The 15,484-nt window shown below is 67.8% G+C and carries 19 protein-coding genes; 11 read left to right on the top strand and 8 right to left on the bottom strand.

The annotated features are described in order from the left end of the window. Nucleotides 1-13 precede the first annotated feature (13 nt). From UK23_RS05665 to UK23_RS05655, 3 genes are all read right to left on the bottom strand, one after another. Nucleotides 14-409: a DUF5313 family protein gene (locus UK23_RS05665; RefSeq protein WP_045310294.1), complete on the bottom strand. Its 396-nt coding sequence runs from the start codon at nt 407-409 to the stop codon at nt 14-16. Further along, nucleotides 406-855, bottom strand: a complete 450-nt coding sequence (locus UK23_RS05660) for a MarR family winged helix-turn-helix transcriptional regulator (protein ID WP_196777622.1) — start codon at nt 853-855, stop codon at nt 406-408. The genes UK23_RS05665 and UK23_RS05660 overlap by 4 nt, the downstream gene beginning before the upstream one ends. Nucleotides 856-964: 109 nt before the next feature. Beyond that, nucleotides 965-2,305 (bottom strand): FAD-binding oxidoreductase, encoded by a 1,341-nt coding sequence (locus UK23_RS05655; RefSeq protein WP_045310293.1) that lies wholly within the window; start codon nt 2,303-2,305, stop codon nt 965-967. Between the two features lie 231 nt (nt 2,306-2,536). Between UK23_RS05655 and UK23_RS05650 the strand changes: the two genes are divergently transcribed. Continuing rightward, nucleotides 2,537-3,364 (top strand): glycosyltransferase family 2 protein, encoded by an 828-nt coding sequence (locus tag UK23_RS05650; RefSeq protein ID WP_045310292.1) that lies wholly within the window; start codon nt 2,537-2,539, stop codon nt 3,362-3,364. Here UK23_RS05650 and UK23_RS05645 read toward each other — a convergent pair. The 3 genes from UK23_RS05645 to UK23_RS05635 form a co-directional block, all read right to left on the bottom strand. Beyond that, on the bottom strand, nt 3,327-4,406 hold the full coding sequence (locus UK23_RS05645) for a PLP-dependent aminotransferase family protein (RefSeq protein ID WP_196777621.1): 1,080 nt from the start codon (nt 4,404-4,406) through the stop codon (nt 3,327-3,329). The two genes, UK23_RS05650 and UK23_RS05645, sit on opposite strands and share 38 nt — an antisense overlap. A 30-nt stretch (nt 4,407-4,436) precedes the next feature. Beyond that, on the bottom strand, nt 4,437-5,633 hold the full coding sequence (locus UK23_RS05640; protein WP_045310313.1) for a PI-PLC domain-containing protein: 1,197 nt from the start codon (nt 5,631-5,633) through the stop codon (nt 4,437-4,439). A 274-nt stretch (nt 5,634-5,907) separates the two neighbouring features. Further along, a complete protein-coding gene (locus UK23_RS05635) occupies nt 5,908-6,183 on the bottom strand; it encodes a hypothetical protein (protein ID WP_045310290.1) in 276 nt (91 codons plus the stop codon). Between the two features lie 289 nt (nt 6,184-6,472). Between UK23_RS05635 and UK23_RS52520 the strand changes: the two genes are divergently transcribed. Next, a complete protein-coding gene (locus tag UK23_RS52520; protein WP_045310288.1) occupies nt 6,473-6,655 on the top strand; it encodes a hypothetical protein in 183 nt (60 codons plus the stop codon). Between the two features lie 90 nt (nt 6,656-6,745). On the opposite strand, the gene UK23_RS05620 is transcribed toward UK23_RS52520, so the two are convergent. Continuing rightward, nucleotides 6,746-6,949: a cold-shock protein gene (locus UK23_RS05620; RefSeq protein WP_045310287.1), complete on the bottom strand. Its 204-nt coding sequence runs from the start codon at nt 6,947-6,949 to the stop codon at nt 6,746-6,748. Between the two features lie 138 nt (nt 6,950-7,087). On the opposite strand from UK23_RS05620, the gene UK23_RS05615 reads away from it, so the two are divergent. From UK23_RS05615 to UK23_RS05580, 9 genes are all read left to right on the top strand, one after another. Continuing rightward, nucleotides 7,088-8,188: an acyl-CoA dehydrogenase family protein gene (locus UK23_RS05615; RefSeq protein WP_045310286.1), complete on the top strand. Its 1,101-nt coding sequence runs from the start codon at nt 7,088-7,090 to the stop codon at nt 8,186-8,188. Continuing rightward, nucleotides 8,188-9,189 carry a s-methyl-5-thioribose-1-phosphate isomerase gene (locus UK23_RS05610; protein ID WP_045310285.1) on the top strand — a complete coding sequence of 334 codons (1,002 nt, stop codon included), beginning with the start codon at nt 8,188-8,190 and terminating at the stop codon, nt 9,187-9,189. Before UK23_RS05615 ends, UK23_RS05610 begins: the two co-directional genes overlap by 1 nt. Continuing rightward, nucleotides 9,186-9,842, top strand: a complete 657-nt coding sequence (gene mtnC, locus UK23_RS05605) for an acireductone synthase (protein WP_045310284.1) — start codon at nt 9,186-9,188, stop codon at nt 9,840-9,842. The genes UK23_RS05610 and mtnC overlap by 4 nt, the downstream gene beginning before the upstream one ends. Next, entirely contained in the window at nt 9,839-10,435 is a 597-nt protein-coding gene (mtnB, locus tag UK23_RS05600; RefSeq protein ID WP_269112245.1) for a methylthioribulose 1-phosphate dehydratase, read from the top strand. Before mtnC ends, mtnB begins: the two co-directional genes overlap by 4 nt. Next, a complete protein-coding gene (locus UK23_RS05595) occupies nt 10,432-11,010 on the top strand; it encodes a 1,2-dihydroxy-3-keto-5-methylthiopentene dioxygenase (RefSeq protein WP_045310283.1) in 579 nt (192 codons plus the stop codon). Before mtnB ends, UK23_RS05595 begins: the two co-directional genes overlap by 4 nt. A 377-nt stretch (nt 11,011-11,387) precedes the next feature. Next, entirely contained in the window at nt 11,388-12,065 is a 678-nt protein-coding gene (locus UK23_RS05590) for a polysaccharide lyase family 7 protein (RefSeq protein WP_052684378.1), read from the top strand. 202 nt (nt 12,066-12,267) lie between these two features. Continuing rightward, complete coding sequence (locus UK23_RS51280) at nt 12,268-12,408, top strand: hypothetical protein (RefSeq protein WP_196777620.1); 141 nt, start codon at nt 12,268-12,270, stop codon at nt 12,406-12,408. Nucleotides 12,409-12,423: 15 nt separating this feature from the next. Next, nucleotides 12,424-13,359: an asparaginase gene (locus tag UK23_RS05585; RefSeq protein WP_045310281.1), complete on the top strand. Its 936-nt coding sequence runs from the start codon at nt 12,424-12,426 to the stop codon at nt 13,357-13,359. Nucleotides 13,360-13,430: 71 nt separating this feature from the next. After that, nucleotides 13,431-14,588, top strand: coding sequence for an MFS transporter (locus UK23_RS05580; RefSeq protein ID WP_231114390.1), 1,158 nt, complete (start codon nt 13,431-13,433; stop codon nt 14,586-14,588). On the opposite strand, the gene UK23_RS05575 is transcribed toward UK23_RS05580, so the two are convergent. Next, on the bottom strand, nt 14,578-15,438 hold the full coding sequence (locus tag UK23_RS05575; RefSeq protein WP_045310310.1) for an SDR family oxidoreductase: 861 nt from the start codon (nt 15,436-15,438) through the stop codon (nt 14,578-14,580). The genes UK23_RS05580 and UK23_RS05575 overlap by 11 nt on opposite strands. Between the last annotated feature and the right edge of the window lie 46 nt (nt 15,439-15,484).

The raw sequence follows: 15,484 nt of genomic DNA, 5'->3' as shown, positions 1-15,484 counted from the left end.
AAGGCCATCGTTTCTACCCTTCGGATCGCCGCCAGACCGCGTCGTACTGCGCTTGTCGTTCGCGGTCCTGCGCGGCGTTTCGCTCCCGGCGCCCATCAGTCGCCGACCCCCGTGGGTACCCGTACTTGGTGAGCCGGTAATCCACGCTTTCGGGCGCGTAGGACAACGCGAAGTACAGTCCTACAACGAAACCGAGCGCACCGCACGCGATTGCCAGCGGCCACGGCGAGCCGAGCCCGAACACGAGCGCGCAGGTGATGATCGTGACCAGCGGCGTGACCTGCACGAGACTGCGGATCGTGAAGCGCACCAGCCACTTCGGACCGGTCACGTCGTCGAAGACGAACTGGCGGTGTTTCCGCGGGAGCCGGCCGCCCGCGTAGTACCAGAGCTTCAGCGCGGGGTTCATCGCGTGGCCTTGGCGATCACTTTGTGCAGCACCTCGTTCAGCTGGGCGAGCTCCTCGAACGTCATGTCGAGCTGCTCGACGACCTTGAAGGGGATCTTCAGCGCTTCTTTTCTCAGTTCCTGGCCCTGTTCCGTCAGGGTCAGCGCCAACGCGCGCTCGTCGGCCTTGTCCCGCTGCCGTTGGACGTAGCCGATCGCTTCCAGCCGTTTGAGGAGCGGGCTGAGCGTGCCGGGATCGAGCTGCAGGACGTTGCTGAGGTCCTTGACCGTGCGCGGCGACCGCTCCCAGAGGGCCAGCATGACCAGGTACTGGGGGTGGGTGAGGTTCAGCGGCTCGAGGATCGGCCGGTACACCGCGATCACCGTGCGGGATGCCACGGCGAGGGCGAAGCACACCTGGCGCTCCAGTTCGAGCGGGTTCTCGGGGATACTTGGTGTACTAATCATTTGTGTACACAGTAACTCGCGGGCGCGCTCAGGTCCAAGAGATGTGGTGCGTCAGACTCCGAGCTCAGGCGTTCACCAAGTGTCAGCGTCGAGGAGACGCTCGATCACTTCACGCCTTGCCGGGGTTGAAGAGGTTCAGCGGGTCGAGCGTGTGCTTGACGGACTGCTGGAGAGAGCAGACGTCCGGGCCGAGTTCGCGGATCATGCCGTCGCGCTTGAGCAGGCCCACGCCGTGCTCGCCGGTGACGGTGCCGCCCAGGGCGAGCGCCTCGGTGATGATGTCCTCGAACGCTGCCTGGGCGGCGATGCGGGCGTTGTCGTCGCCGGGCGGGGTGATCAGCAACGGGTGCAGGTTGCCGTCGCCGGCGTGCGCGATGGTGGCGATCTGGACGCCGTGGCGGGTGCCGATCTCCTCGATGCGGGCGAGCATCACGGGGATCGCCGACCGTGGCACGCAGACGTCTTCGGTGAGCAGCGGGCCGAGGCGTTCGAGGGCCGGGTAGGTGAGGCGGCGTGCTGCGAAGAGGGCCTCTGCCTCGGCCGAGTCGGTGGAGCGTTCGGTCCACGCGGCGCCCGCGTCGGTGAAGGCCGCTACCAGGCCGTCGGCGTCTTCCGGTGTCTCGGCGCGGGCCAGCAGCATCGCCTCGGTGTCAGGCTCGATGCCGAGGTGCTTCCAGTCCTCGACGGCTTGCAGGCACGCTCGGTCGATCAGCTCCAGAGCCGCTGGTTGCAGGCCCCGGCGCGTGCTCAGGGCGACGGCCTGACCTGCGTCGACCAGGCTGGCGAAGGCGCCCACGACGGTGGCCGGCGGGCGTGGGGCCGGGCGCAGGCGCAGGGTGATCTCGGTGACGACGCCGAGCGTGCCCTCGGAGCCGACGAGCAGGCTGGTGAGGTCGTAGCCCGCGACGCCCTTGTTGGTGCGCCTGCCGAGTTTCACCGCGGTGCCGTAGGAGACCGGGCCGCCCATCACGACCTCCAGGCCGAGCACGTAGTCGCGGGTGACGCCGTACTTGAGGCAGCACAGGCCGCCCGCGTTGGTGGCGACGTTGCCGCCGATCGTCGACCACGGCGAGCTGGCCGGGTCCGGTGGGTACCAGAGCCCTTGTGCCGCAACGGCTTTCTTGAGGTCGTCGTTCACCACACCCGGCTGCACGACGGCGAGGAGGTTCTCGGCGTCGATCTCGATGATCCGGTTCATCCGGCTCAGGTCGAGGACCAGACAACCGTCGGTGGCGTTGGCGCCGCCGGAGAGGCCGGTGCCCGCGCCGCGTGGCACGATCGGGACGCCATTGGCAGCGCAGGCTTTGACGGCGTCCTGAACGTCCTCAGTGGACTGCGGGCGGAACGCGGCGGCCGGTGTGCCCGCCGGAGCCCACTCGGCTTCGTCGTGGCTCAGGTTCTCCAGGGTGGCCGGGTCGGTGAGCAGGCCGGGCAGGTCCAAGGTCGTCATGACGGGTTCAACGCTCCGTGGGCGGCTTTGTGCACGATTTGTTCCCGTTCGGCGCCCCACTCGTGCGGAGTGGATCGGTACGGGCCAGCGGTGACCTGAGCAGTGTGACGATCCGAGCGGCCCCGCGTCGAGATCCCAGGTGCGGGTGCGCAAATTTACTGTCAGCAACGGGCAGACTTTGTGGCATCTGCTGACAAGTGTGGAGGGCGCGCTGCGGGGTAGCTGACTGGCATGGCTCGCACCACCGTCGTCATCGCCACGCGGAACCGCTCGGCCAGCCTGCTGCGGACGCTCGCCCACCTCAGCGAGCTCGCGGTGCCGGTCATCGTCGTCGACAACGCCTCCGACGACGACAGCGTTGCTCTTGTGCGGCAACGGTTTCCGCAGGTCCTGACGCTGGAGTCGGCGGTGAACCTCGGCGCGGCAGGGCGCAACCTCGGCGTGCGGGCGGCGCGGACACCGTTCGTGGCCTTCGCGGACGACGACTCGTGGTGGGCGCCCGACGCGCTGGAGCGGGCCGAGCCGATCTTCGACGAGCACCCGGACCTCGCGGTGATCGCCGCGCGCACACTCGTGGGGCCCTCGGAGAAACCGGATCCCATCACGCCATTGCTGCGCGACAGCCCGTTGGGCAACGGCGTCGCGGGGCCGGCGGTGCTCGGGTTCATCGCCTGCTCGGCGATCGTGCGGCGGCAGGCGTACCTGGAAGTGGGCGGCTTCAGCCCGGTGCTGTTCTTCCGCGGCGAGGAGTCGTTGCTGTCGTGGGATCTCGCGGCGGCTGGATGGGCGCTCTGCTACGTCGAGGACGTGGTGGCGCACCATCATCCGGCCGCGGAACGAGCGCCCGGCGGCGATCTCGTCGAGCGGCGCAACGCGGTGCTGGCCTCGTGGATGCGACGACCGGTGCGCTCGGCGCTGGCGGCGTCGCTGAAGGACCCGAGGGCCTTTCGGGCGGCCCTGCCCCGGTTGCGCGCGGCGCTCCGGCAGCGACACGAGCTGCCGGAGCACCTGGAAACGCAGATCAGGAAAGCGAGCGGACCGCCGCGGCGAGGCGGGTGATGCCCTCGTCGATCTGATCCGGCGTGACGCCCGAGAACGCGAGGCGCATCTCGTTGTCGCCGCCCTCCAGCAGGAAGTCGGAGCCCTTCACGAACTCGACGCCGTGTTCCTTGGCGACCGGGACCAGCTTCTCGATCGACACGCCCGGCAGCTCGACCCACATGAAGTAGCCACCCTGCGGCGCGGTGAAGACGGCCTCCGGGAGCTCGCGCTCGAGCGCGGCCACGAGGGCGTCGCGGCGGGCGCGCAGGGCGGTGCGGACGTTCACGACCGACTCGTCGAGACGGCCGGAGCGGCAGTACGAGTTCACGATCGACTGCGCCACCATGTTCGGCGAGATGTACGTGGTGGTCGCGATGTCCTGGACCTTCTTGATGACGGCCTTCGGACCCACCAGGTAACCGCAGCGGATGCCGGGCGCCATGGTCTTCGAGAACGACGACGCGTAGACGACCTTCTCGTTCTTGTCCTGCGACAGCATCGTCGGCAGCGGCTCGCCCTCGAACCGCACCTTGACGTACGGGTCGTCCTCGAACAGCACGAAGTCGTACTCGGCCGACAGCTCCAGCAGTCGCGCGCGCTTCGCCTCGGACAGCGTGTAGCCGGCCGGGTTGTGGAAGTTCGGGATGATGTGCGCGAGCTTCGGACGCACACCGCTCTCCAGCAGCTTCTCGAGCGCGTCGACGTTGATGCCGTCGGTCTCCAGCTCGATGGCGTGGATGTTGGCGCCGCGCTGACGCAGGTTCAGCAGCGTGCGGTCGTAGGTCGGCGCCTCGACCACCACGTCGTCGCCCGCCTGGACGAGCAGTTCGAACAGGAACGCGTCGGCCTGCATCGAGCCGTTGGTGACGAGCACCTGCTCCGGCTCGACACCGTGCTGCTCGGCGAGCCAGCTGCGCAGCGGCACGTAGCCGACGCTCGTGCCGTACGCGAAGGTGCCGCCCGGGTCGTCCGTGAAGGCTTTCTGCGCTGCGTCGCGCAGGCCTTCCTGGTCGATGATGTCGAGAGAGGGCGCTCCGCGCGTGAACAGGATCGAGGCCATGCGCGGAGCGTACAACTCCCACGATTTGGGCTAAGCCCTGTATACGTATGAGTTCAGTTCGCTGACTGCCTGAGCCGCGTTCCCGAGGTGGTAGAGATCGACTGCCAGGAAGTTCGGCTTCTTCCTGGCCGCGGGCTGGCAGAACTGCTGCGCCCGGTTGCCGAGCTTGCCGTTGTCGGTCGTGGCGGTGCCGGTGAACGGGACGTCGCGGAAGTGGTTCATGACGAACAACGGCTGGAAGCTGCCCGTCGCGGTGAGCGGTTTTTCATCCCATCGGCTGTAGCAGGACCAGTCGGAGCTGCCGAGACCCGAACCCATCGACCAGTAGTTCTCGACCGTCCAGTCCTTCTGGTAGAGCACGCCGGAGTCCTCGCGCCCGTCCTTGCCGTGGTCGGTGAAGATCAGCAACCGCTTGTTCGCCGCCTGCAGTTCGCTGCGCTTCGGCCAGCCGTTCTGCCGCACGCCTTCCGCCCGGTACAGGACGTCGTTCAGCCCCTGCACTTTGCGGAGCTCTGCGCGCAGCACGTCCGCCGAGACGTAGTCCTCCAGGAAGACCGTGATGATCTCGCTCCGATTGTTTCGGAGAAAATCCACAATTCGCTGAATGTCGACGTTGAGCGCCACAGGCTTGCTCACCAGCGTGCAGCTGTTGTGGCACAGGATCGCGCCGTCGGGCGTCTGGTGGATGTCCAGCATGAAGCCGCGGACGCCGTCGCCCAGCTGCTGCACGATGCCGCGCGTCTGGTTCTTGGCGAGGTTGACGAACGGCGGCGCAAACCCGCCGTCCACGCCGTTCGCGTAGGCGTTGTGGGCGGTCAGGAACGTCATCTGGTCGAGCCGCGGGTCAGCCGGCATGGGGTCGGTCTGGTTCTGGACCGGGGTCAGGTACCAGCGGGACTGGCCGCTGAGACTGAAGAACTCCCATTGATCACCGAACTGCTTCGGCTCGTGAACCGTATCCCCTTGTGAGCACGAACCCATGGTGAGCTGGCGGGTGATGCACTGGCCCGGCGAGTCGGTGTTCTCGAACCTCCCGTCGCTCAGCCGCCATTGCTGGTGGTCCTCGTTGCCCTTGGGGCGGCGCAGGGCGAGTCCGGTGCCGCTCTGGGCGACGTTGAGGCCGGTGCTGACACTGGTGATGTAGTACGTGCCCGACGGAGCCGCGTTGGCGGCGGTGGGCACCAGGGGAAGCAGCAGCAGGGCTGCGACGGCAGGGAGGTATCGCACGGTGACCAGGGTCACTCATCTGAGTGAAACATGAAACGTCCTCAGGCGTTTGGACGTTTAACACTGTGGGTATCCCACGCGACGTCGGAGCCTCCTGGGTAGTAGTACAACTCCACGGCAGCCGTCGCCCAACCGAAGGGTTCGGGCCGGTTCTGAGCGCCGCCTTCACAAGCCGCGCAGGGTTCGACTCCCTCGGTTGCCACTTGCTCCAGTCGTCGTTCCCGCGGCGAGAAGACAGGCGTCGTGGTCGACGGACCGCGACGCCTTCTTCGGTTCAGAAGGGCGGATCGCCGCCCGAGGTGAAGTCGAACTCCTCGTGGGTGGAGTCCTTCTGTTTCGGGGCACGTTGGCGTTTGTTGAGGGCTCGCAGGCGATCGCCCGCGTACTCGAGGGCCTCGCGCAGCTGGTCCGCAGTGGCCTCGGCACGGCGCTCAACGCCCATCAGGTCGTTCAGCTCGCGGTTGACCGAGCCTGGATGGCGCCTGGTCTCCTTGGCGAGCACGTACGCCGCTTTGTTGAGGGAGCTTCGCAACGACTGCTTCGCCGTCATGGCGCCTCCCGCCCGCTGCGGACAGGGCTTCGGTCAGTCGTTCCTGCACGCAGCGCAGGGCTGCCCGGAATTGCTCGTCGGTGGCCGTGCGGCGGGTCCGCACCCCGATCCGGCGGTTCACCTCGAGGTTCACCTCCCGCGGGTGGCGCAGGGTTCGGCGCGACAGTTGCCAGACCTGGGCGTTCAGGGCGGAGTGCAGCGGCGAAGAGGTGCATGGCGGCCTCTCGATCATCATCGGTCTCCAATGGAACTGTGTGTGACCTCACGATGACAGACAGGTCTGACAATTTTGGAAGTCCAGCTCAGGGGCCGTTTCAGGGGCTTCGAGCTGGCGAACGCGGCACCTCGACCGGGCTTGCTGACCGCGTTCCGCATCGTCGGCCGCGTCTACGTCGTCGGCAACGCGATCGGCATCCTTGCCCTGAAAGGCAAGCGGAGGGCGTGGCTCGCGGTGCGCTCGTGGTCGCGCTGACCCTGCTGATCACCCGAGCCGCGCGAAAATCCGTCTGGGCACAAAAGAAGCCCGCCCGGCGATGAGCCGAGCGGGCTTCGAAGAGCTGAATCAGATGGCGCGGACCGCCTGTGCCTGCGGACCCTTCTGACCCTGGCCGATCTCGAACTCCACGCGCTGCTGCTCTTCCAGCGACTTGAAGCCGTTGCCTTCGATCTGCGAGTAGTGCACGAACACGTCCGGACCGCCGCCGTCCTGCGCGATGAATCCGAAGCCCTTCTCGCCGTTGAACCACTTCACGGTGCCCTGCGCCATACGAATTGCTCCCTAGATGTTGGTGCTCCCGCTGAGCGGGTGCGCGAACAGTCTGCCAGTGGTCGGTCTCTCTCACATCGTGGTTAGCCCGGTGGTGTGACGAAGTAAGTTGAAACGGGTACCCCGAGAGGAGCAGGGATGACGAACTGGCTGGACGTCGCGCACGAGGTGGCGGCGACGCTCAGGTCCGACGCGGCGGACAGGGACCGGGCCAACCAGCCACCCACCAAAGAGGTGGAACTGCTCCGGCAGAGCGGCCTGCTGAACGTCCAGGACTGGGCGCAGCAGCAGAAGATCGGGCGGATCATCGGGGCCGCCGACGCCAGCATCGGGCACCTCCTCGGGTACCACTACCTGCAGATATGGCGAAGCGGCCTGTTCGACACCCAGTTCAGCGTCCAGCCCGACCAGTTCTGGGCCGGCGTCAGCAACCCGCTCGACGCGGCGCTCGAACTCACGCCCAGCCAGACGGGATTCGTCCTCAACGGACGCAAGACGTTCGCCACCGGAGCGGCGGTGGCCGACCGGCTCGTGGTCAGCGCCACCCGCACCGACAACGGCGAGAAGCTCACCTTCCTGCTCGACGGAAAAGCGACGGGAATCACCTACCTGGACGACTGGGACAACATCGGTCAGCGGCTCACGGCGTCCGGCGGCGTCAACTTCGAGAACGTCGAAGTCACGGAAATCCTCGGCGTCCAGCCCGCGGGCGAGGACCCGCGCATCAGCCTCGCCGCCATCGGCTTCCAGCTCGTGCTCGCCCAGCTCTACGTGGCCATCGCGGAAGGCGCCCTGCAGGAAGCCGCCGACTACACCCGCACCAAGACGCGCCCGTGGTTCGTCAGCGGTGTCGAGGCGGCGACCGAAGACCCGTACATCGTCGCCGCGTACGGCGAGATGGTCTCCCAGACCAAGGCCGCGGGACTGCTCGCGGACGAGGCCGCCAGGCAGCTCCACGAAGCCACCGAGCTCGGACGGCACCTGACGCCGGCCAAGCGCGGCGAGGTCGCCGTGACCATCTCCGAGGCCAAGGTCGTCAGCACCAAGCTCGTCAACGAGGTCACCAGCCGGATCTTCGAGCAGGTCGGCGCGCGCGGAACGGCCGCCAAGTACGGCGTGGACCGCTTCTGGCGCAACGCACGCACGCTCACGCTGCACGACCCGGTGGTCTACAAGGCCCGCGAGGTCGGCGAGCACTTCCTCACCGGCGCGCGCCCCGCCTACACCGGGTACAGCTGATGCAGCCCGTCCTCGCCGACTCGGTCAAGCTCACCGACGACGGCGTGCTGATCCTCGACCGCCGCGAGTTCCCGTTCGAACGCAACTGGGTGCTCTGCCGGACGGCCGAGGACGTCGCGCGGGCCATCGAGGACATGGTCACCCAGTCCTCAGGCCCGTACTTCGCGGTGCTCTACGGCATGGTGCTCAAAGCGCGCACCCTCGAAGGAAAACCCTTCGCGGAAGCACGCGCGGAGCTCGCCCGAACCGCCGAACACCTCGAGAACACCAGGCGCACCAACAACGCCCTGCGCAAGGCCACCAAGATCGTCCTGGAGCACGTCGACGCGGCCCAGGACATCACGCACGCCCTCGCCGGCGCTGAAGAAGGCGACCGCAGGTACCGGGCCAAGAGCCAGGCATTGGGTGAGCACACGGCGAACCTGCTGCCCCAGCGAGCCACGGTTCTCACGCACTGCTGGGCGGATCTCTACCTGACCGAGACGGTCCGGGCGGCTCAGGCCCAGCACAAGGAACTGCGCTTCTTCTGCACGGAAACCCGGCCCTACCTGCAGGGAGCCAGGCTCACCGCCGAGACGTTGATCGAGATGGGCGTCGACACCACGCTCATCACGGACGGCATGGGCGCGGCAGTGTTGCAGTCCGGCGAAGTGGACGCGTTGGTCACGGCGGCCGATCGGGTCACCATGGACGGGCACGTCGTCAACAAGGTCGGCACACTGGGGCTGGCCGTGGCCGCGCACGCGTTCGGCGTACCGTTCCACGCCCTGGTGCAGGCACCGGACCGGCAGGCCCCGACAGCGCGGGACGTGCCGATCGAGCACCGCGACGGCGCGGAAGTGCTGCAGGTGCTGGGCAGACCGAGTGCCACGCCACGGGTGAAAGGGCTGTACCCGGCGTTCGACGTGACGCCGCCGCGGTTCGTCACGGACGTGGTGACGGACAAAGGGGTGTACGGGGCCGGGGAGCTGGACAAGTACTACGAGGGAGAACAGCGGTGAGCAAGTGGGTCGTGCTCGACATCGAGGGCACGCTGAGCGCGACGGACCAGGTGCTGGTCGTCCTGTACGACTACGCCCGCCCGCGGCTCGGGCCGTGGATCGAGCAGCACGGTGACGACCCGGTGGTCGCCGACGCCGTCAAGCAGATCAAGGAGCTGTCGGGCCACGACGACGTCGTCAAAGCACTGCACGACTGGATGGACGCGGACCAGAAGGTCACGCCCCTCAAGACGTTGCAGGGCCTGATCTGGCAGCAGGGCTACGCACAGGGCGACCTGGTGGCGGAGTTCTTCCCTGACGTCGTTCCCGCGATCCGCAAGTGGCACGACGACGGCGTGAAGCTCGCGATCTTCTCCAGCGGCTCGGTCGCCGGCCAGATCGCGTTCTTCCAGCACACCACGGACGGCGACCTGACCCCGTTGCTGGAGCACCACTTCGACACCGTCAACGCGGGCCCGAAGCGCGAAGCCGCGTCGTACCACAAGATCGCGGAGACGCTCCAGAGCGACGACATCACCTTCTACAGCGACGTCCCGGCCGAGCTGCACGCCGCGCAGGAGGCGGGCTGGAAGACGGTCGGCGTCGCGCGCGCCGGCGAGCCGTACGGCAACGCCGACTTCACGCCTCATCCGACGGTCTGGGAACTCTCGTGACGGCAGAGCTCGCCCGCGAGTGCGTCCGCTACGCGCAGATGGGCTGGATGCGAGGCACCTCAGGCAACCTTTCCGTTGTCCTGCAACGTGATCCGCTCCGCCTCGCGGTCACGGTCAGCGGCGTCGACAAGGGCGAGATCACGGCTGCGGACAGCGTGGTGATCGACTCCGACGGCCTCGCGGTCGACTCGGACAAGATCCCGTCCGCCGAAGCCGGTCTGCACGCCCGGATCGCGCGAGTGGCGGGCGCGGGTGCCGTGGTTCACGTCCACGCGTTGGCAACGGTCGTCGCGGCCGAGCACTGGCCGGACGGCGTTGTGCTGCAAGACCTGGAGATGCTCAAGGGTTTCGGACGCCAGGCGCACGAACAGGTCGTGGTCCCGGTCGTGCAGAACTCGCAGGACATGGTCGAACTCGGCGACGCGTTCGAGAAGGGCTTCGATCCGGGAGTTCCGGCGCTGCTCGTCGCACGGCACGGCGTGTACGTGTGGGGCGACGACCTGGTGCAGGCCCGGCACCGGCTGGAATGCCTGGAGTGGTTGCTGCGCTTCAAGGTGGAGACGCGAGACATCTTTACGGGGAGGCACTCATGACGCTGCTGACGGTGTGGCCGGACTCCGGCCCCGAGGAGACCGTGCTGCGCACCACCGACGCCGAGGAGATCGCCACCGTGCTCAAGGAGCACGGCGTCCGTTTCCACCGGTGGTCCGTTGTGGACGGTGTCACCGCCGAGAACGCCGTGCAGATCTACGAGTCCGAGGTCGCCCGAGTCAGCGAGACGGAGGGCTACACCTACGTCGACGCGATGGAGATGACCCCTGCCGACACCGACGAGTACCGCGCGAAGGCCGTCGAGTTCCGCAACAAGTTCCTCGCCGAGCACACGCACGACGACGACGAGGACCGCTACTTCGCCCGTGGCGCAGGCGTTTTCTACCTGCACATCGGTGACCAGGTCTACGCGGTGTTCTGCGAGGCCGGCGACCTGCTGAGCGTCCCGGCGAACACCACGCACTGGTTCGACATGGGCACCACGCCCGACTACGTGTCGATCCGGTTCTTCCACGACGACGACGGCTGGATCGGCAACTTCACCGGCAGCGACATCGCCACGAAGTTCCCCACCTTCGACGAGATCCGTTCAGGAATGTCAACTCCTCGGTCCTGAAGGTCTCGAACCTGTTCGGGACTCTCAAACCAAGTCGCGTTCCGGGCCGCATCTACCGGCAGTTGCTCGGGGCAACTGCCGGTAAGGGCGCGTTGACGAGTGCCCACGCGCGCCGTGCCCGATCACGGATGCTCACGGCGGCGACGAAGTCAGCGGGCCCGAATCTGATGTCCTTGAGCCGCCCGACCAAGGTCCAAATGGGCACCGTGCCCGCGCCGAACCGCCACGAGAGGCACCGATCGTCGAACGGCTGTGCTGCCACGGTTCAAGTTCAGCTACCTGAATCTAGTTCCGGAACTTGAACCAGCTATTGATCCCTCCGCCTTCGTGCCCCCAAAGTGGTACAGACCACTTATCGAAGGTCGGAGGGATTCAACGTGGAAACCCCTGCACTCCACACCCGTCGTTCCGTACTGGCACTGGCTTTGGCCACCCCGTTGATCGTGGCGCCGGCGGCTCAGGCCCTCGCTCAGCCGCCGTCCGCCCAATGGGTTTCGGCGCCGTACACGTACACCATGCAGAAGCCGTACAACCTCGCCCTGAGCGCGCGCTACAAGTTCGAGGGCGGCGTGCACACCATGTGGGTCTACGACTACGACCAGCCCCACACCCAAGGCAGCCCAACGGATCCGCGCACCGAGATGCGCTTCAACCAGGAGTACTCCAGCGGTTCGCGCGCGTGGGAGGGCGAGATCTACATCCCGTCCGGCGTGAGCGGCCCGACCGTCGTGCAGATCCTGCGCGGCAGCCGCCCGGACGGCACCCGCGCCACCGACGTCATGCTCAACGTCGCCAACATCAACGGCGGCTCGTTGCGCAAGGACAGCGACCAGGTCATCGCCACCGGCATCTACAACAAGTGGTTCAAGATCCGGGTCGAGCACACCGCGGTCGCGGGCGGACGCGGCACCGTCAAGGTCTACTACAACGGCGCCCTCAAGCTGACCCACGCCGACGAGGGCCCGGCGACGCGCTACTTCAAGAACGGCGTCTACCACCACGGCAGCGGCCGCGCGGAGGCCCGCTTCCGCAACATCACCTACTGGCGCCAGTGACCGGAGGTTCGTCCCCGGCGATCTCCGGATCGCTGGGGACGAGCCGATGCCAGGTGGCGTCGTCCGTGAACACTGCGCTGCTCGCGACACCCGCGCACGCCTGCGTAGACGCGGAAGCCGTTCACCTACAAGATCCAGAAGCCCTACTACCTGCCTGAGAGCGCGCGCTACGTCAACGGCCCGACAATCATGCAGATCCTGCGTGTCCGCGGCGGCGACCCCGGCACCCCGAGCGGTGAACGACCGCGGCAAGGCCACCCGGCACTTCAAGAACGGCGTCTACCACCACGGCAGCGCCCCCGCCGAGGCCCGTTTCCGCAACATCACCTGCTGGACCCGGTGACCCTAGAGTGAGCCCATGAGCTCACAGGTGGCGGTGGCATCGCTCGGCGGCACGATCACGATGACGGGCTCCGGTGCGGTGTCACCGACCTTGGGCGCGAAGGACCTGGTCCAGGGCCTGGAAGTGGGGGAGATCGCCACCCTGGCGACGATCCCCGGCGCCTCGCTCACGTTCACCGCGCTGCTCGAAGCCTTCGACTGGGCCGACAAGCAGGTCTCGCGGGGTGCCGTCGGTGTCGTGATCATCCAGGGCACCGACACCCTCGAAGAGACCGCCTACTTCTTCGACTGCCTGTGGCCGCACGAGGAACCGGTCGTCGTCACCGGCGCGATGCGACACCCAGGACTGCCCGGCCCGGACGGTCCCGCCAACCTCGCCGCGGCAGTCGCGACCGCGGGCGCCGGCAACTCCCGCGGACGCGGCGCACTGCTGGTGATCAACGACGAGATCCACGCCGCGCGGTGGGTTCGCAAGGCGCACAGCAGCCTCCTGAACGCCTTCGAGTCGTTCCCCGGCCCGCTCGGACTCGTGATCGAAGGCGCACCGCAGTACTTCCACCCCGCGCACCAGTTGCCCGCGTTGCCACGACCCCGGGATGTGCCAACGGTTCCGCTTCTCGAAGCGACGCTGGACGACGACGGCTCGCTCCTCGACTGGCTCGACGTGGGCGGAGTCGTGGTCGCGGCAACCGGCGTCGGACACGTCTCGGAGAGCATGGCCGAAGCGATCTCGCGCGCACGCTTCCCGGTCGTGGTGGCGACGCGGACCGGCGCGGGCACCACGTTCCGGAACACCTACGGCTTCACCGGATCCGAGTCCGATCTGATCAAGCGCGGTGCGGTCATGGCCGGGTGGTTGTGCCCGCGCAAGGCACGCGTGCTGCTGCGGCTCGCCCTCGGGTCGCAAAGCTCGATCGACGACGTTTTCTCCAGCCGCGGCAGGGTTTTCTGAGCGTTCTCGATGGCCGGTGAGGTCCGAATCCCGCCAGCACCAGAGACCGGCGTTTCACGACACTGGTCGGCGTGAACACTGATCAAGTCAGTCGGCTGCGTGGTTCCGCGGTGTTCTTCATGGCACTCGCGGCCGCGCTGGGAACGTCCACTCTGTACGCGTTGCAACCCGCGATGGCGGACGTCGCGGAGTCGTTGAGCTCACAGGTCACCGCTGTCGGGATCGCGCTCGCGGGCGGACCGGCCGGATACATGGCAGGGCTCGCCGTCCTCGTCCCCCTGGTCGACCGGTTCGCTCCGTCGCGGGTTCTCGCCGGGCAGTTCGCAGTTCTGGCCGTGGCGCTGGCGGCGAGCGCGGCCGCCGGTGGCGTGGTGATGCTGGGCGCCCTGACTGCCGTGACCGGGGCGTGCTCGGCCGTGGGTGCGGGTCTCAGCTCGGTGGCGGGACGGCTCGCACCCGTGCCGAGGCGCGCGACGGTCCTGGGCATCGTGACCGCCGGTATCTCGGCAGGGATTCTGGCCGGCCGGATCGCCGGCGGCTGGCTGACCGACGAGATCGGCTGGCGCGCAACGCTTCTGGTGTTCGCCGCGGCCTGTGCGGTCGTCGCGGCGGGATGTCTGCTGCTGGTGCCACCCACGCGCAGCGCCACCGACCTGCGGTACGGCGAGACGCTGCGTTCCCTTCCCGGCCTGTTCGTCCGGTACGCCGTGCTCCGGCTCGCGGCAATCCGCGGGGCCCTGTGGTTCTTCGCGTTCTGCACCTTGTGGTCAGGACTCGCGGTGGTCCTCTCGCAGCCGCCGTACTCGTACTCCGCCGAACGGATCGGGCTGTACGCACTGGCCGGTGTCTCGGGCATCTTCGCGACCCAGATCGCCGGTGCCTGGACCGACCGCGCAGGTGCTCGGCGGGTCATCCTGCTGGGCCTGGCCGTGGCGGGCACAGCGGCGGTCCTCATCGGCTGGTCGCTCACGAGCACCGCCGCGACCCTCGTGTGCCTGGTGCTCTTCGACGCCGGTTTGTTCGCCGCACAGGTCTCGAACCAGAGCACCGTCCTCGCCATCGATCCCACGGCACCCGCACGGTTCAACAGCGCTTACATGGTCGTCTACTTCATCGGCGGCAGCCTTGGTACGGCGTTCGGTGCGGTAGCGGTCGCACAGCTCGGATGGGCCGCCACGACAGCGATCATCGCGGCGGCCATCGGAGCTGCTGCCACGCTCAGCCGGTGAAGGCCGCCGCGTGGTCGACCGCCCATTCCGCGAGCGTGCGGGCCGGCCTTCCGGTCACCTCCCGCACGGTCGGGCGCACCACGTCAGGGGTGTCGACGGTGTCCGACCAGTAGTTGAGGAGCATCGAGACGATGTCGTCGCCGACGCCGTACGAGCGCATCTCGGTGCGGAACTCGTCCGGCGTGGTCTCGGTGAACCGCAGCTCACGGCCGATGGCCGTGCCGATCGCGTGGAGCTGCTCGACCCTGGTCAGCGCCTGCGGACCGGTCATCGGGTAGTGCCTGCCGGCGTGTCCTGGCTCGGTCAGGGCCACCGCGGCGACCGCGGCGATGTCGGCCTCGTGGATCGGCGCCTGGGCGGAAGTCGGATACGGCCCGCTCACCCCGCCGGTGTAGCGGATCGGCTGAGCCCAGGGCAGCAGGTTCCCGGCGAACGTGCCTGGTCGCAGGATCGTCCACGTCGCACCGCTGTCGCGAACGGTGTCCTCGATCGCGCTGTGGTGCACCTGACTGGCCGAACCGCGATCACGCTCGTGCTCGAGCGCGGCGGCGAGCGACGAGAGCAGCACCAGGTGCGGGACTCCCGCGGACGCGGCGGCCTTGACGAACCCGGCCACCTCCTCGACGGGGAAGACGAACACGCTGTCGACACCCTCGAACAGGCCTTCCGCGGGGGCCGCGGTGAGGTCACCCGCGACCAGCTCCACCTGCTCCGGCAGGTTCGCTTTCTCGGGGGAACGGGTCAGCGCCCGAACCCGGTGGCCGCCGGCGAGCAGCTGGTCGACGAGGTGGCGGCCGATGGTGCCGGTGGCGCCGGTGACGAGGACGGTCCTGGTGCTGTTCGTGTTCATGAGCACCAGGTTGGTCCACATTGCGGCAAGATCCTTGCCGCAATCC

Source organism: Lentzea aerocolonigenes (assembly GCF_000955955.1).
Classification (GTDB): Bacteria; Actinomycetota; Actinomycetes; order Mycobacteriales; family Pseudonocardiaceae; genus Lentzea; species Lentzea aerocolonigenes_A.
The sequence above is the reverse complement of the archived record's forward strand: the minus strand, read 5'-3'. Positions and strand labels throughout refer to the sequence as shown.

Coding starts and splice junctions, on each gene's coding strand:
- UK23_RS05665 (WP_045310294.1), bottom strand. CDS start 409: ATGAACCCCGCGCTGAAGCTCTGGTACTACGCGGGCGGCCGGCTCCCG.
- UK23_RS05635 (WP_045310290.1), bottom strand. CDS start 6,183: ATGACGGCGAAGCAGTCGTTGCGAAGCTCCCTCAACAAAGCGGCGTAC.
- UK23_RS05650 (WP_045310292.1), top strand. CDS start 2,537: ATGGCTCGCACCACCGTCGTCATCGCCACGCGGAACCGCTCGGCCAGC.
- UK23_RS05615 (WP_045310286.1), top strand. CDS start 7,088: ATGACGAACTGGCTGGACGTCGCGCACGAGGTGGCGGCGACGCTCAGG.
- UK23_RS05585 (WP_045310281.1), top strand. CDS start 12,424: ATGAGCTCACAGGTGGCGGTGGCATCGCTCGGCGGCACGATCACGATG.
- UK23_RS05655 (WP_045310293.1), bottom strand. CDS start 2,305: ATGACGACCTTGGACCTGCCCGGCCTGCTCACCGACCCGGCCACCCTG.
- UK23_RS05575 (WP_045310310.1), bottom strand. CDS start 15,438: ATGAACACGAACAGCACCAGGACCGTCCTCGTCACCGGCGCCACCGGC.
- UK23_RS05660 (WP_196777622.1), bottom strand. CDS start 855: ATGATTAGTACACCAAGTATCCCCGAGAACCCGCTCGAACTGGAGCGC.
- UK23_RS05595 (WP_045310283.1), top strand. CDS start 10,432: ATGACGCTGCTGACGGTGTGGCCGGACTCCGGCCCCGAGGAGACCGTG.
- UK23_RS05610 (WP_045310285.1), top strand. CDS start 8,188: ATGCAGCCCGTCCTCGCCGACTCGGTCAAGCTCACCGACGACGGCGTG.
- UK23_RS05620 (WP_045310287.1), bottom strand. CDS start 6,949: ATGGCGCAGGGCACCGTGAAGTGGTTCAACGGCGAGAAGGGCTTCGGA.
- UK23_RS05645 (WP_196777621.1), bottom strand. CDS start 4,406: ATGGCCTCGATCCTGTTCACGCGCGGAGCGCCCTCTCTCGACATCATC.